Annotated in this window: 8 protein-coding genes; 5 read left to right on the top strand and 3 right to left on the bottom strand. The window is 60.9% G+C overall.

The features are described from left to right. Positions 1 to 46: 46 nt before the first annotated feature. Complete coding sequence (gene ppsA / locus ACYBHZ_RS03345) at positions 47 to 2,446, bottom strand: phosphoenolpyruvate synthase (RefSeq protein ID WP_460272767.1); 2,400 nt, start codon at positions 2,444 to 2,446, stop codon at positions 47 to 49. Positions 2,447 to 2,643: 197 nt separating this feature from the next. On the opposite strand from ppsA, the gene ACYBHZ_RS03340 reads away from it, so the two are divergent. From ACYBHZ_RS03340 to ACYBHZ_RS03320, 5 genes are all read left to right on the top strand, one after another. Further along, the gene (locus ACYBHZ_RS03340) at positions 2,644 to 3,615 is read left to right on the top strand and encodes an LOG family protein (RefSeq protein WP_460272766.1); all 972 of its coding nucleotides are present in this window, start codon (positions 2,644 to 2,646) and stop codon (positions 3,613 to 3,615) included. After that, positions 3,612 to 4,991, top strand: coding sequence for an MBL fold metallo-hydrolase (locus ACYBHZ_RS03335; RefSeq protein ID WP_460272765.1), 1,380 nt, complete (start codon positions 3,612 to 3,614; stop codon positions 4,989 to 4,991). Before ACYBHZ_RS03340 ends, ACYBHZ_RS03335 begins: the two co-directional genes overlap by 4 nt. A gap of 141 nt (positions 4,992 to 5,132) precedes the next feature. Further along, complete coding sequence (locus ACYBHZ_RS03330) at positions 5,133 to 8,588, top strand: transglutaminase family protein (RefSeq protein WP_460272764.1); 3,456 nt, start codon at positions 5,133 to 5,135, stop codon at positions 8,586 to 8,588. A 29-nt stretch (positions 8,589 to 8,617) separates the two neighbouring features. Further along, a complete protein-coding gene (locus tag ACYBHZ_RS03325) occupies positions 8,618 to 11,050 on the top strand; it encodes a circularly permuted type 2 ATP-grasp protein (RefSeq protein WP_460272763.1) in 2,433 nt (810 codons plus the stop codon). Between the two features lie 3 nt (positions 11,051 to 11,053). Next, positions 11,054 to 11,944: a transglutaminase family protein gene (locus ACYBHZ_RS03320; protein ID WP_460272762.1), complete on the top strand. Its 891-nt coding sequence runs from the start codon at positions 11,054 to 11,056 to the stop codon at positions 11,942 to 11,944. Here ACYBHZ_RS03320 and ACYBHZ_RS03315 read toward each other — a convergent pair. Both ACYBHZ_RS03315 and ygiD read right to left on the bottom strand, forming a co-directional pair. Further along, positions 11,941 to 12,903: a glutathione S-transferase family protein gene (locus ACYBHZ_RS03315; protein ID WP_460272761.1), complete on the bottom strand. Its 963-nt coding sequence runs from the start codon at positions 12,901 to 12,903 to the stop codon at positions 11,941 to 11,943. The two genes, ACYBHZ_RS03320 and ACYBHZ_RS03315, sit on opposite strands and share 4 nt — an antisense overlap. 10 nt (positions 12,904 to 12,913) lie before the next feature. Then, positions 12,914 to 13,732: a 4,5-DOPA-extradiol-dioxygenase gene (gene ygiD, locus ACYBHZ_RS03310; RefSeq protein WP_460272760.1), complete on the bottom strand. Its 819-nt coding sequence runs from the start codon at positions 13,730 to 13,732 to the stop codon at positions 12,914 to 12,916. Positions 13,733 to 13,777 lie beyond the last annotated feature (45 nt).

Below are 13,777 nucleotides of genomic sequence, written 5' to 3'. Positions count from 1 at the left end.
GAGGCGCCCAAGGGCGCCTCTTTTGCGTTTTGAGAGCTGAGCCGCGTCAGGTTTCTTCCGCCGCTTTCACATTGGCTTTCACCGAGAGGAAGCTGTCGGGCGTGACGGAAATCGTGTCGATCCCCGCTTCGACCAAAAGCCGCGCAAAGCCCGGATCGTTGCTTGGCGCTTGCCCGCAGAGACCAACTTTGCGCCCTTTCGCATGGGCTCTCTCGATCACCGTGCGGATCATCCAAAGCACTGCCGGATCACGTTCGTCGAACTGATCGGCAAGCGCTTCCGAGTCGCGGTCGATGCCAAGCGTGAGCTGGGTCAGGTCGTTCGAGCCGATAGAGAACCCGTCGAACCGGTCGGCAAAGGCATCGGCACTGATGACGTTCGAGGGGATCTCGCACATCACATAGACCTGAAGCCCGTTTTCCCCGCGTTTCAGCCCGTTTTCTTCCATGACGGCGAGTACCTTGTCGGCCTCGTCGAGCGTCCGGCAGAACGGGATCATCACGATCACATTGTCGAAGCCCATGTCGTCGCGCAGTTTCTTGATCGCTTTGCACTCAAGCGCGAAGCCGTCCTTGTAAGCCTCCGAATAATACCGCGATGCGCCCCGGAACCCGATCATCGGGTTGCTTTCCTTCGGCTCGAACGTCGCGCCGCCGAGAAGGTCGGCATATTCGTTGGTCTTGAAGTCGCTCATGCGGATGATGGTCGGCGTCGGATAGTAAACGGCGGCGATCCGCGAGAGGCCCATGGCGAGCTTGTCGACGAAATACTCGGTCCGGTCCGTGTAGCCGCGGGTGAGCGCGTCGATCGCGGCTTTGACTTCTTGGGTCGGCAGTTGGTCGTAGCGCGTCAATGCGAGCGGGTGGACCTTCACCTCGTTGTTGATCACGAATTCCATCCGCGCGAGGCCCACGCCTTCGGCCGGCAAACGCCACCACCGCATCGCGGCAGACGGGTTGGCGAGGTTGAGCATGACGCGGGTTTTCGTGTCGGGCACATCGTCGAGACGAATTTCGCTGACGGAGACCTCGGCCTTGCCCTCATAGATCACACCATCCTCGCCCTCGGCGCAGGAGACGGTGATCATCTGGTTGTCATGCAACACGCGGGTCGCGTCGCCTGTGCCGACAATGGCGGGAACGCCCAGCTCGCGGCTGATGATCGCAGCGTGGGAGGTCCGCCCGCCGTGATCTGTCACAATGGCGGAGGCGCGTTTCATGATCGGCACCCAATCTGGGTCGGTCGTGGAGGTCACAAGCACTGCCCCATCGACGAACCGGTCGATATGCTCGGCGCTTTTGATGATGCAGACCTCGCCGGAAGCGACGGCTTCACCGACGCTAAGGCCTTTGGCCAACACCTTGCCATGCGCGCCGATCTTGTAGGATTTCATCGCGTCCGCTTCGGCATGGGACTGCACGGTTTCAGGCCGTGCCTGCACGATGTAAAGCGTGCCGTCTTCGCCGTCGCGGGCCCATTCCATGTCCATCGGACAGCCGTAATGGTCTTCGATCGTCGTCGCCATACGGGCGAGGTCGAGGATTTCCTTGTCGTTCAGAACAAAGCTTTCCCGTTCAGCCAGTGAGGTCGGCACGTTGCGCGTCGCGGCGTTTTTGCCGCTGCCGTAGATCATCTTGATCTCTTTCGCGCCGAGCGCCTTGTGGATGATCGGCGTGGTGCCTTTCTTGTCGAGGAAAGGCTTGTAGACCTGATACTCGTCCGGGCTGACAGCCCCTTGCACCACGTTCTCGCCAAGCCCCCAAGCGGCGGTGATCAAAGCCACCTTGTCGAAGCCGCTTTCGGTATCAAGCGAGAACATCACGCCCGAGCCGCCGATATCGGAGCGCACCATGAGCTGCACGCCGATGGAGAGCGCGACGTCAAGATGGTCAAAGCCCTTGAGTTCACGATAGGTGATTGCCCGGTCGGTGAAGAGCGAGGCGTAGCAACGACGACAGGCGCTCAGAAGCTCTTCTTCGCCGACGACATTGAGGAAGGTTTCCTGTTGTCCTGCAAAACTGGCGTCCGGCAAATCCTCAGCCGTGGCGGAGGAGCGCACCGCGACCGAGGGGGTGTCGCGCCCGACGCGGCGACCCAATTCGCGGTAAGCTTCGCGGATGTCCATCTCGATTTGTTTCGGCCATGACCCGGAGCGGATGATCGCCCTGATCGCGCTCCCGGCTTCGGCCAAGGTTGCGCGCCCGTCGGCCAGTTTGCCAAGCTCGTGCTCCAGCTTGTCCCCGAAATTATTGGCCCCGAGGAACATGCGATAGGCGTCTGCGGTGGTCGCGAACCCCGGCGGCACACGGATGTCCGCAGCGCTCAGGGATTGCAGCATTTCCCCCAGAGAGGAGTTCTTTCCGCCCACTTTGGCGACATCGCCACGTTTGAGATGTTCAAGCCATATGAGCGTGTCACTGGTCGATTTCACATCGGTGTAGGTCATGATACTTCCTCCCTTTTGCCAGATGAAATTCTACCAGTGTCTCGGTTTTCGAGGTATGATGCGCGTCAAGTGAGGAGCATCCTGTTTGCGTTAATCTATTTTCGCTCAATCTCGGGGCAAAGAGCATGGCAGGCGGAAGATAGGAGAGGTTGTGGCGCGAAGCGGCGCAAGCCTCGAACCCTGAGGAGGAGGCGCGAATGGGCCACATCAATAAGAACACGAGTAAGCCCTTGCACGTCAGCGAAGAGGCGCGCGAGGTCGAGTTGCCGGAATGTGTGCCGAAATCGGGCCGCGAGGACGTACAGGCCCCGCATTTGCTACGTCAGATCATGGAAAGCCCGAATTATCGTCTGCCCGATGAGGATACCGATTTTCTCAATGAAGACGAGATGCGCGGAACGCGGCTTATGCTTGATTACCAAAAGGCGGAGACGCTTTTGCAGAAAGAGGGCATCGCTCATTCCATTGTCGTCTTTGGCGGCACGCGTATCCCCGAACCATCTGTGGCGCGGGCGCGGGTGGAGGCTCTCAAGGCGGACTGCGCGACATGCCCAGAGGAGGCGGGTTTGAAACAGAAACTCGCGATTGCCGAGCGCGTCGCGGAGAAAAGCCGCTATTACGACGTGGCCCGTGCATTCGGACGCATCGTCGGGGCGCAGGAAGGGCCGCATGGCAACCGGCTTGTCGTGGTGACGGGCGGCGGACCGGGGATGATGGAGGCGGCGAACCGGGGCGCAAGCGATGCCGGGTCGCGCACAGTGGGTCTCAACATCAACCTGCCGCGCGAGCAGTTCCCGAACCCCTATATCACGCCCGGCCTGTGTTTCCGCTTCCGCTATTTCGCTCTGCGCAAAATGCATTTCCTGCTGCGTGCAAGGGCGCTCGTGGTGTTTCCCGGTGGTTATGGCACACTCGACGAGCTGTTCGAAACGCTGACCCTGATCCAGACGCGGAAAATTCACCCGGTGCCGGTGATCTTGGTCGGGGAGGCTTATTGGCGTCAGGTGTTCGATGCCGATTTCCTCATGGAGGAAGGCGTGATCGACCCGGAAGACCGCGATCTGTTTTGGTTCGCGGAAGAGGCGCAGGAAATCTGGGACAACATCCTACTCTGGTATGAACGCAAAGGGCGCGATCTCGTCGATCCGCTTGAAAGGAAGCCGGAATGAAAATTTCTTTCTTTGGGGCGGCCCGGCAAGTAACGGGCTCCTGTCACCTCGTAGAGTGTGGCGGTAAAAAGATCCTGATCGATTGCGGCCTGTTTCAGGGCGGGCATGAGTTGCATGACGACAATGCCGCCGCTTTTGGTTTCGAGCCTAGAGATGTCGACGTTGTGTTGTTGACCCATGCCCATCTCGATCACTGTGGTCGCTTGCCGTTGCTCGTGAAACGCGGATTCAAAGGCGAGATCATCACCACGCCCGCAACTCGCGATCTGGCGCGGTTGGTGATGATGGATTCGGCGCATCTGCATGAAGAAGAGGCGCGGCGACATCATCGCCATGGCGAGCGCGGCGGACATAACGAACCGCTGTACGACACGATGGATGCGCTCGATGCGGTGGATCTGTTCGGACGCAACGCGGTCTATCGCCAACCAATCCATTTGTTCCCGGGCATCACTGCGACCTATTTCGATGCGGGTCATATCCTCGGTTCCGCGTCGATTCAGCTGGAATTGACGGAGGGAGGACGGAAGAAGAAGGTGTTGTTCTCCGGTGACCTCGGTCCGCAGGAGCGACCGCTCTTGAACAACCCTGTGCCGCCGAGCGACGTGGATGTTGTGATTATGGAAACCACCTACGGCGATCGCGATCACCGCAGTCTGGAGGCTTCGGTGGAGGAATTCTACGACGCGGTCAGTGCCGCGGATCAACGGGGCGGCAATGTGATCATCCCGACTTTTGCGATGGAACGGGCGCAGGAGCTTTTGTGGTTCTTGCGGGAGGGTATGGCGAAGGGCCGTATCCGGCGCTCGATGGCGGTGTTCCTCGACTCGCCCATGGCGATCTCCGCCACGCGGATTTTCAAACGACATGAAAGCGCAATGCGCTCCGAGTTGCGCGATCTGTTCCGACAAGGCAAAGACCCGTTCGATCTGCCGGAGCTGCACTTCACCCGAGAAGCGCAGGATTCGATGGCGTTGAACCGCATTCGCTCCGGCGCGGTGATCATGGCGGGGTCTGGCATGTGTACCGGCGGGCGGGTGCGCCACCACTTGCGCCATAACCTGTCACAATCGGATTGTTCCGTGATTTTCGTGGGCTACGCCGCAGAGGGTACGCTGGCCCGGATTATCATCGATGGCGCGAAAGAGGTGAAACTGTTTGGCGACATGATTTCGGTGCGGGCGAAAATCCATACCATCAACGGTTTCTCCGCCCATGCAGATGCAGACAATCTTCGGCATTGGCTGGCACAGACCGGCACGCCGGAGCGCGTGTTCCTTGTCCATGGAGAGACCCGGGCCATGAAGGCTTTTGCCGAGACGTTAGAGGGACCAGTGATCGAGATGCCGTCTGCTGGCCAGAGTTTCGATCTCTGAGAAAAATGCGCGATGAAAAATTGTGCGCCCTGTCTTAATGTGACGCCATTCCTCCAGAGCGTTGCGTTTTCGCCGTGAAGCCTTTGGGAGCCGCTTCTAATCTGAATCCAAACGAGACCGCGAAAGGGCGAAATCAGGACGATGGCGATTTACGCATCCATTCATCACGTCACCCATTACAAGTATGATCGCAATGTCGAGCTTGGCCCCCAGATCATCCGCCTGCGCCCCGCGCCGCATTCGAGGACACGGGTGATCTCGCATGCGCTCAAGGTGACGCCTGCCGAGCATTTCGTGAATCACCAACAAGACCCCTACGGCAACTGGCAGTCCCGCTTCGTTTTCCCGGAGCCGGTGCGCGAGTTCAAGATCGAGGTCGATCTCGTCGCGGATATGACGGTCTACAACCCGTTCGATTTCTTCGTCGAGGAAAGCGCGGAGCATTGGCCGTTCGAATACCCGGACGATCTCAAGGACGATCTTGTGATCTACCGCACGCCGGAGCCGGAAGGCCCGCTTCTGGCGCAGTTCATGGGAACGATCAATTTCCCCAAACAGGGCGAGAAGGAACGCACGGTCGATTTCCTTGTCGGTCTGAACGCGAAAATCTCTGATTACGTCGATTACACCATCCGCATGGAGCCGGGGGTGCAGTCACCGGACGAGACGCTCTCTTGCAAATCCGGGTCGTGCCGTGACAGCTCTTGGCTGTTGGTGCAGGTGCTGCGCCATCTCGGTTTCGCCGCGCGTTTCGTCTCCGGCTATCTCGTCCAGCTCAAGCCCGATCTTGAGGCGCTCGACGGCCCGTCGGGCACCGATCACGATTTCACCGACCTGCACGCGTGGTGCGAGGTGTTCCTGCCCGGTGCGGGCTGGATTGGCCTTGATCCGACCTCCGGGCTTCTGACAGGGGAAAGCCACATCCCGCTGGCCGCCACGCCGCATTATCGCAACGCCGCGCCGATTGCCGGGGGCTTTTCCTCTGTTGGCACGCCCGAGGTCACCTTTGATTTCGACATGCAGGTCAAGCGTGTCGCCGAACATCCCCGGATCACCAAGCCCTTCTCGGAAGAAAGCTGGGACAAGCTCAACGCATTGGGTCACAAGGTGGACGAGGCGCTCAAAGAGGGCGATGTGCGCCTGACGATGGGCGGCGAGCCGACCTTTGTGTCGATTGATGACTTTGAAAGCGACGAGTGGAACACCGCTGCTGTCGGGCCGCAAAAGCGCGGGCTGGCCGACAAGCTGATCCGCCGTCTGCGGGATCGTTTCGCACCGGGGGGCTTCCTGCATTACGGGCAAGGGAAATGGTATCCGGGTGAAAGCCTGCCGCGCTGGACGTTTTCGCTCTATTGGCGGCGCGACGGCAAACCGGTGTGGAAGAACCCGGAACTGATCGCCAAAGAGGACACGCCCAGCCCGGCAGGGGCGAAAGAGGCGGGCGAGTTCATGACCCGCTTTGCCAAGAATCTGGGGGTTGATCCGATCTGTGCTCAGCCGGCCTATGAAGATCCGGGCGAATGGATTTTGAAGGAATCTCTGCTGCCGCCGAATGTCTCGCCGGAAAACAGCAAGCTTAAGAACCCCGAGGATCGGGCACGCTACGCCCGTGTGTTCGAACGCGGTTTGAACGATCCGTCCGGCTATATTTTGCCGATTCAGCGTTGGCAGTCGAAAGCGGGATCAAGCTGGCTCTCCGAGGTCTGGAAAACACGGCGGGGGCATTTGTTCCTGATCCCCGGCGACAGCCCGGTGGGCTTCCGTCTTCCGCTGGGTGCTTTGCCGCATATTCCGCCTGCGTCTTATCCGTATTCCTACCCGGCCGATCCGATGATCGACCATGCGCCTTTGCCGGATTTCCATGCCGCAGTGTCCGAGCGCCGCAAACGGATCGAGGCGGAGATCGCCAAATTGACCGCAGAGGAAGAGGCCGCCGCTGCACAGGAAGCCAAGGAAAAAGCCGCGCTTTTGCCGAAGACAACGGAGGGGCACACCCAGCCGGTATCTGAGGCGCAGCATGATGACACGGAGCGTCAGGCGCTGATCGGGCAAGGCATCGATCCCTCGACCAGTCAGGTGCGCACGGCCATTGCCATCGAGCCGCGCGATGGCCGACTGTGCTTGTTCATGCCGCCTTGTGAGACGCTTGAGGACTATCTCGATCTGCTCACGACGGCGGAAGAAACAGCGACGGAGCTTGGTCTTCCGATCCATGTAGAGGGCTATTCCCCGCCGGAAGACCCGCGCCTGAACGTGATCCGTGTCGCGCCCGATCCGGGCGTGATCGAGGTGAACATCCACCCGGCGCACAGCTGGGACGATTGTGTCGCCACCACGGAGGCGATCTATGAAGAGGCGCGCCAGTCGCGGCTTGGTGCGGACAAGTTCATGATCGATGGTCGCCATACCGGTACAGGCGGCGGCAACCACGTTGTGGTCGGCGGTGCGACGCCATCGGATTCGCCTTTTCTGCGTCGCCCTGACTTGCTCAAATCTCTGATCCTGATCTGGCAGCGGCACCCGTCGCTGTCCTACCTGTTCTCCGGCCTCTTCATCGGGCCGACCTCGCAGGCGCCGCGCATCGATGAGGCACGGCACGATACGCTTTACGAACTGGAGATCGCGCTTTCGCAGATCAAGCCCCCGTCCGAGGCCGCCGTGCCGCCGGCTTGGCTGGTTGACCGGCTCCTGCGCAACATGCTGACCGACGTGACTGGCAACACCCACCGGGCGGAGATTTGCATCGACAAACTGTTCTCCCCTGATGGGCCGACGGGCCGCCTTGGCCTTGTCGAATTCCGCGGTTTTGAGATGCCGCCGGACCCGCGCATGTCTTTGGCGCAACAGCTCCTCCTGCGCGCCATCATCGCGCGCTGCTGGAACGCGCCTGTCGAAGGCAAGCCGGTGCGCTGGGGAACCGTGCTGCATGACCGGTTCATGCTGCCGCATTACCTGTGGGAAGACCTTCTGTCGCTGCTGGCCGATCTCAAACACCACGGGTTCGATATGGCCCCCGAGTGGTTCAAGGCGCAGGCGGAATTCCGTTTTCCCTTCTGTGGTCAGATCGAGGCGGAGGGCGTGCACCTCGAAGTGCGCCAAGCGCTCGAGCCTTGGCATGTGTTGGGCGAAACCGGCGCGATTGGCGGCACGGTGCGCTACACGGATAGCTCTGTCGAACGGCTTCAGGTCAAGATGACGACACTGCATCAGGATCGCTACCGCGTCATGTGCAACCGTCGTCCCATGCCGCTGGCCCGGACGCAGACCTCTGGCGTCTCAGTTGCAGGTGTGCGGTTCAAAGCATGGCAACCGCCTGAGGCGTTGCACCCGGTTTTGCCGGTCAACGCGCCGCTGCATTTCGACATCTATGATGATTGGACGGGACGGCCGATTGCAGGGTGTACCTATCACGTCGCGCATCCGGGCGGGCGCAACTACGACACTTTCCCGGTCAACGGCAACGAGGCCGAAGCGCGGCGTCTGGCGCGGTTCGAACCCTATGGTCACACGCCGGGTAGCTATACCCCTGCGACAGAGGTGCCACATCCCGAGTTCCCCTTGACCCTTGACCTCAGACGGCCCATTGGACTCATCTGAGTTAACTGAGCAAGACACCGGACACCGCGATGACGCAAATTCCGAAACGGGTCTCCGCCCAGTCGGATCTGTTTGCCTCTTATGAGCAAACCCCCGGCGTGGCCGATGAGCTGTTTGACGCCACGGGCCAGATGCGGCCCGTCTGGCGCCGTTTTGTCGATCGTTTTTCGCGCTTGTCGCCGGAGGATGTCCGGGGGCGGTTCGAGCGGGGCGATCAGTATCTGCGCGATGCGGGGGTGTTTTATCGGCAATATTCCAATGATCCGCTGACCGAGCGGGCTTGGCCGCTGAGCCATATCCCGGTGATCCTGCATGAGCAGGAATGGGAGCATATCTGCGCGGGTCTGACCCAGCGGGCCGATCTTCTGGAACAGGTGATGGCCGATCTCTATGGCCCGGCCAATCTTGTGAGCGACGGGCATCTGCCCGCCGAACTGGTCGCGCGTTCGCCGCAATGGCTGCGTCCGATGGTGGGGGTTCAGCCGCGGGGCGGACATTACCTGCATTTCATCGCCTTCGAGATCGGACGTTCCCCGGACGGCTCTTGGTTCGTCTTGGGCGACCGGACGCAGGCCCCCTCGGGGGCGGGCTTCGCCCTTGAGAACCGCATGGCGACCGGGCGGATTTTCCCCGAACGCTTCCCACGTGCGCATATCCACAAGCTGGCGGGTTTCTTCAGCGCTTTCCGCGACCAGATGGAAGAGCTGGCCTCGCCGTCCTACAAGAACCCGCGTGTCTACGGCATTCTGACGCCGGGGCCGTCGAACGACACTTATTACGAGCATACCTATATCGCGCGCTATCTCGGGACGATGCTGCTCGAAGGCGAGGACATCGTCGTCGAGAATGGCGAAGCCATGGTGCGCACCATCGAAGGCCTGCAACCGCTCGGGATGCTCTGGCGGCGGATCGATGCGAGTTTCGCCGATCCGCTCGAATTCAACCCGGCCTCTCAGATCGGCACGCCCGGTCTGATGGACGCGGTGCGCACGGGGCATTTGGCAATGGCCAATGCGCTTGGCTCCGGGGTGCTGGAAATGCGTGCGATGATGGCCTTTTTGCCCCGGATCAGCGAAGTGCTTTTGGACGAAACGCTCATGCTGCCGAACATCGCGACATGGTGGTGCGGCGGCGCGAATGAGCGCAATTATGTCCGCGACAATGCTCAGAATATGTTGATCGGCCCGGCGGATGCCGTGGATCTTCCCTTCGATCTTGGCGCCACCACAGCGCTGGGCGGTGAATTCCGCGGCACGGCGGTGGGCTCGATTGCCGAGTGGTTGGAACGCGAAGGCGACCGGTTGGTGGGGCAGGAAGCGGTGACGCTCTCGACCACACCGGCTTGGATCGATGATGGCGAGACCGGAAATGTGGTGCCGCGTCCGATGACGGTGCGGGTGTTTGCCGCGCGCACGGCGACGGGCTGGCAGTTCATGAAGGGCGGATATGCGCGGATCGGGCGGACCGAGGACGCCACGGCGCTGGCAATGCAGCGCGGCGGTTCCGTCGCGGACGTGTGGGTTGTTTCTGATCGGCCTCTGTCGAAGGGTGAAAAGAAAGAAAGCCCGAAACGCAAGCTTGAGGGCAATTATCGACGGGTCAGCCCCGGCGTGCTCCCGGCAAGGGCGGCCGATAACCTTTATTGGCTCGGCCGTTACATGGAGCGGACCGAAGATGCCGCGCGTCTGGTGCGGGCCTATCATCTGCGGCTGGCGGCGACGGACAATCGGAACGATCCACGGCTGAAGATGCTGCGGGATTATCTCGCCGGGTTCGGCATTGATGTGACACAACCTATGCCGGAGGCTCTGGTCTCCCGGATTGCCGCAGCGCGGAGTTGCGCGATGCGGGTGCGTGACCGGTTCTCCACCGACGGCATGTCTGCTCTGAGCGATCTGTTGAAAACCGCGTCGCGGATGACGGCAACGGTGCAGCCGGGTGATGATGCGGCCCGTGCCATGTCTGTTTTGGTGCGCAAGATTGCCGGGATCACCGGCCTCGTCCATGAGAATATGTACCGTTTCGCGGGATGGCGGTTCCTGAGCTTTGGCCGGGCGCTGGAGCGTGCCGACGCGATGGCGGCTTTGCTGGAGTCCTTCTCTGACCCGCGCGCGCCGGAAGGCTCGCTCGATCTTGCGGTCGAGGTGGGGGATTCGATCATCACCCATCAACGCCGCTACCGGGTGGAGAGCAACCGCGACACGGTGGTCGATCTGTTGGCGCTCGATGCTGACAACCCGCGCGGGCTGTTGTTCCTCGTGCGCGAGCTGCGCAAACATGCGGAAGCGATGCCCAATGCGCAGCTGCATGGCCGACCGTCAGAGCTGTTGCGGGCCATTCTGCCGCTTGAGGCGGGGATTGCCTGTGCTCGCACCGAAGAGATGACGGTTGGGCGGTTCTCTGCGATCCGTGGTGAGCTGGCGCAAATCTCCGATCTTCTTGCCTCAACCTATCTGAGGTGACCCATGTTGTATGACGTCAGCCTGACCATTGATTACAGCTATGACGCGGCCTCCGACCGGACCCGCAATATCCTGCGCCTTTTGCCCTCGGACATCGCCGGGGTGCAGACCGTGCGGCAACGGATGCTGACGATTTTCCCGCGCCCGCAAGAGCGCCGGGACGGGTGGGATTTCTTCAACAACGAAATCAGCATGGTGGCGTGGCACCGTCCGATTGATGCGCTCAAGCTGCAACTGAGCGCCCGTATCGAAAGGTTCGAGCCGCCCTCCCTGTTCGATCTGTCGCCACCGCTCAATGAACTGCGTCAGGAACGGAGCATGGTGGCCTCTCTGGGCTCGGATGCGCCGCATCATTTCATTGGCGCTTCGCCGCGCGTCGCCTTGTCCCCCGCGATCACGGAGTATGCGCGCAGCTGCCTCGCCGAAGGGATGACGGCTCTGGGCGCGGTCGAGGCCGTGGGGCGGGCGCTCAATCGGGACATGGCGTTTGACCCGGAAGCCACCGATGTGGACACGCCGCCTGAAGAGGCTTTCGAGAACCGTCACGGGGTCTGTCAGGACTTCGCCCATGTGATGATCGCCGCCCTCCGCGGGATCGGTATTCCGGCGGGCTATGTCTCAGGATTTCTGCGGACTTTCCCGCCGCCCGGCCAACCGCGCCTTGAAGGGGCGGACGCGATGCATGCTTGGGTGCGGGCTTGGGTCGGGAAAGAAGCGGGTTGGATCGAATTCGACCCGACGAACGATCAGTTCGCCGGGACGGATTACATTACCATTGGCTATGGCCGCGATTACGGCGACGTAGCCCCGGTGCGCGGTGCGCTGCGCTCGGCGGGCGGTCACGAAAGCTCTCAGGCCGTCGATGTGCTCCCGATCGAAGAGGCGTCGGCTTAAACCGACGCCAAGAGGGCCTCGATATGGGCGGGGCCGGTGGGGCGGATGCCCGTGGGGTTGAGTGCCTTGATCGAGTAATAGCCCCGCATGATGTGATCCATGTTCACGGTCGCGCGGATGCCTGGCAGACGCAGGATGCGTTCCATGTAGGCCGACAGGCGCGGGTAATCCGCGATCTGTTTGCGGTTGCATTTGAAGATGCCGTGATAGGCCGCATCGAACCGGATCAGTGTCACAAAGGTGCGGATATCGGTTTCCGTCAGACGATCTCCAAAGAGATAATCGCCGGTCAGACGGTCTTCCAACATGTCCAGCATCTCGAACACGCCTTCCACGGCTTCGTCATAGGCCAATTGGCTGGAGGCGAAACCGGCCTTGTAAACGCCGTTGTTGAGCATGTCGTAGATTTTCGGATTGAGCGCGTCGATCTCATGGGCCAGCTCTTCGGGATAAAGCCGGATGTCCGAGGGAATGAGATGCTCGAACGCCGTGTCGAACATGCGCACGATATCGGCGCTTTCGTTGTTCACGATGGTGTTCTGTTTCATGTCCCAAAGCACCGGCACCGTGGCGCGGCCTGACACATGCGGATCGGCGCGGGTGTAAAGCTCGTGCATGTAGCCAGAGGCAAAGAGCGGGTCTTCATCCGCGCCCGGATAGCCGCCGAATTGCCAACCTTCGTCGGTGAGAGTCGGATTGACCACCGTCACGGGGATGATGTCTTCGAGGCCTTTGAGGCTCCGCGCCATCAGGGTGCGCGATGCCCAGGGGCAGATATAGGCGACGTAAAGCCGGTACCGCCCGGCTTCCGCCTTGAACCAGCCTTCCCCGGTGGGACCTTTCAGCCCGTCCGGGGTGATCCAGTTGCGAAAGCTCGACACTTGCCGCACGAAACGGCCTTTCTTGTCGGCTTTCTGCACCGGGGTCCAGTTCTTGGTCCATGTTCCGTCAACAAGCATCGGTTTCTCCTTAGTAATAGACGAAGCTGCGCATGGAGACGGACGCGATGTCGATCGTGTCGTTCATGAACATCAGGTGGTCGTTTTCATCCGACGCGCCTGCGATGGTCAGTGCTGGCAGATAGTGATCGAGCGACGGGTGCGCCATTTTCAGCAGGTTGCCGAGGCGTTTGCGGTCGCTGAGTAGGGCGTGATCGCGCATTTGCAGGCGATCGGCGAAGAGATCGTCGAACTCTTCCGCCCAGTCATAGGCCTTGCCGCCCCAGCGCATGGCGCGCAGGTTGTGCACGATATTGCCCGAACCGAGGATCAGCACGCCACGATTTCGCAGGTCTTTGAGCGCTTCGCCAATTTCGACGTGATGCGGCAGGTCCTTGGTCATGTCGATGGACAGCTGGAACACCGGCACATCGGCCCCCGGATAGAGGAACTTCAGCACCGACCATGCGCCGTGATCGAGGCCCCAAGTGTCATCGCCCTCAGCATGGTGGCTGGCCAGAAGGCTGACCACCTCTTTCGCCATCTCCGGATCGCCGGGAGCCGGGTACTGTTGCGCGAAGAGTTCATCGGGGAAGCCGTAGAAGTCATGGATCGTTTTCGGCATCTTCGAGATGTTCACCAGCGTGGAGCCACGGGTCATCCAGTGCGCGGAGACCACGAGGATCGCCTGCGGATGGGGCAGGGCATTGCCGAGCGCAGACCAGCTGCGGGAATAGGCATTGTCCTCGATGGCGTTCATCGGGCTGCCGTGGCCGAGGAAAACGACCGGCATACGATCGGAGGCTTTCAGGTTGTCTTTCAACTGATGAAGTTGTTGCACGATGCTCATGGTCGTCTCCTTTCTCAGAATAACAGCTGCGCCACGCAGAAAGGG

This window comes from Celeribacter sp. ULVN23_4 (assembly GCF_054788345.1).
This window is presented reverse-complemented; position numbering and strand designations above follow the sequence as displayed.

Excerpts from the sequence above, each read along its gene's own strand:
- ppsA (WP_460272767.1), bottom strand. The coding sequence starts at position 2,446 with ATGACCTACACCGATGTGAAATCGACCAGTGACACGCTCATATGGCTT.
- ACYBHZ_RS03340 (WP_460272766.1), top strand. The coding sequence starts at position 2,644 with ATGGGCCACATCAATAAGAACACGAGTAAGCCCTTGCACGTCAGCGAA.
- ACYBHZ_RS03335 (WP_460272765.1), top strand. The coding sequence starts at position 3,612 with ATGAAAATTTCTTTCTTTGGGGCGGCCCGGCAAGTAACGGGCTCCTGT.
- ACYBHZ_RS03330 (WP_460272764.1), top strand. The coding sequence starts at position 5,133 with ATGGCGATTTACGCATCCATTCATCACGTCACCCATTACAAGTATGAT.
- ACYBHZ_RS03325 (WP_460272763.1), top strand. The coding sequence starts at position 8,618 with ATGACGCAAATTCCGAAACGGGTCTCCGCCCAGTCGGATCTGTTTGCC.
- ACYBHZ_RS03320 (WP_460272762.1), top strand. The coding sequence starts at position 11,054 with ATGTTGTATGACGTCAGCCTGACCATTGATTACAGCTATGACGCGGCC.
- ACYBHZ_RS03315 (WP_460272761.1), bottom strand. The coding sequence starts at position 12,903 with ATGCTTGTTGACGGAACATGGACCAAGAACTGGACCCCGGTGCAGAAA.
- ygiD (WP_460272760.1), bottom strand. The coding sequence starts at position 13,732 with ATGAGCATCGTGCAACAACTTCATCAGTTGAAAGACAACCTGAAAGCC.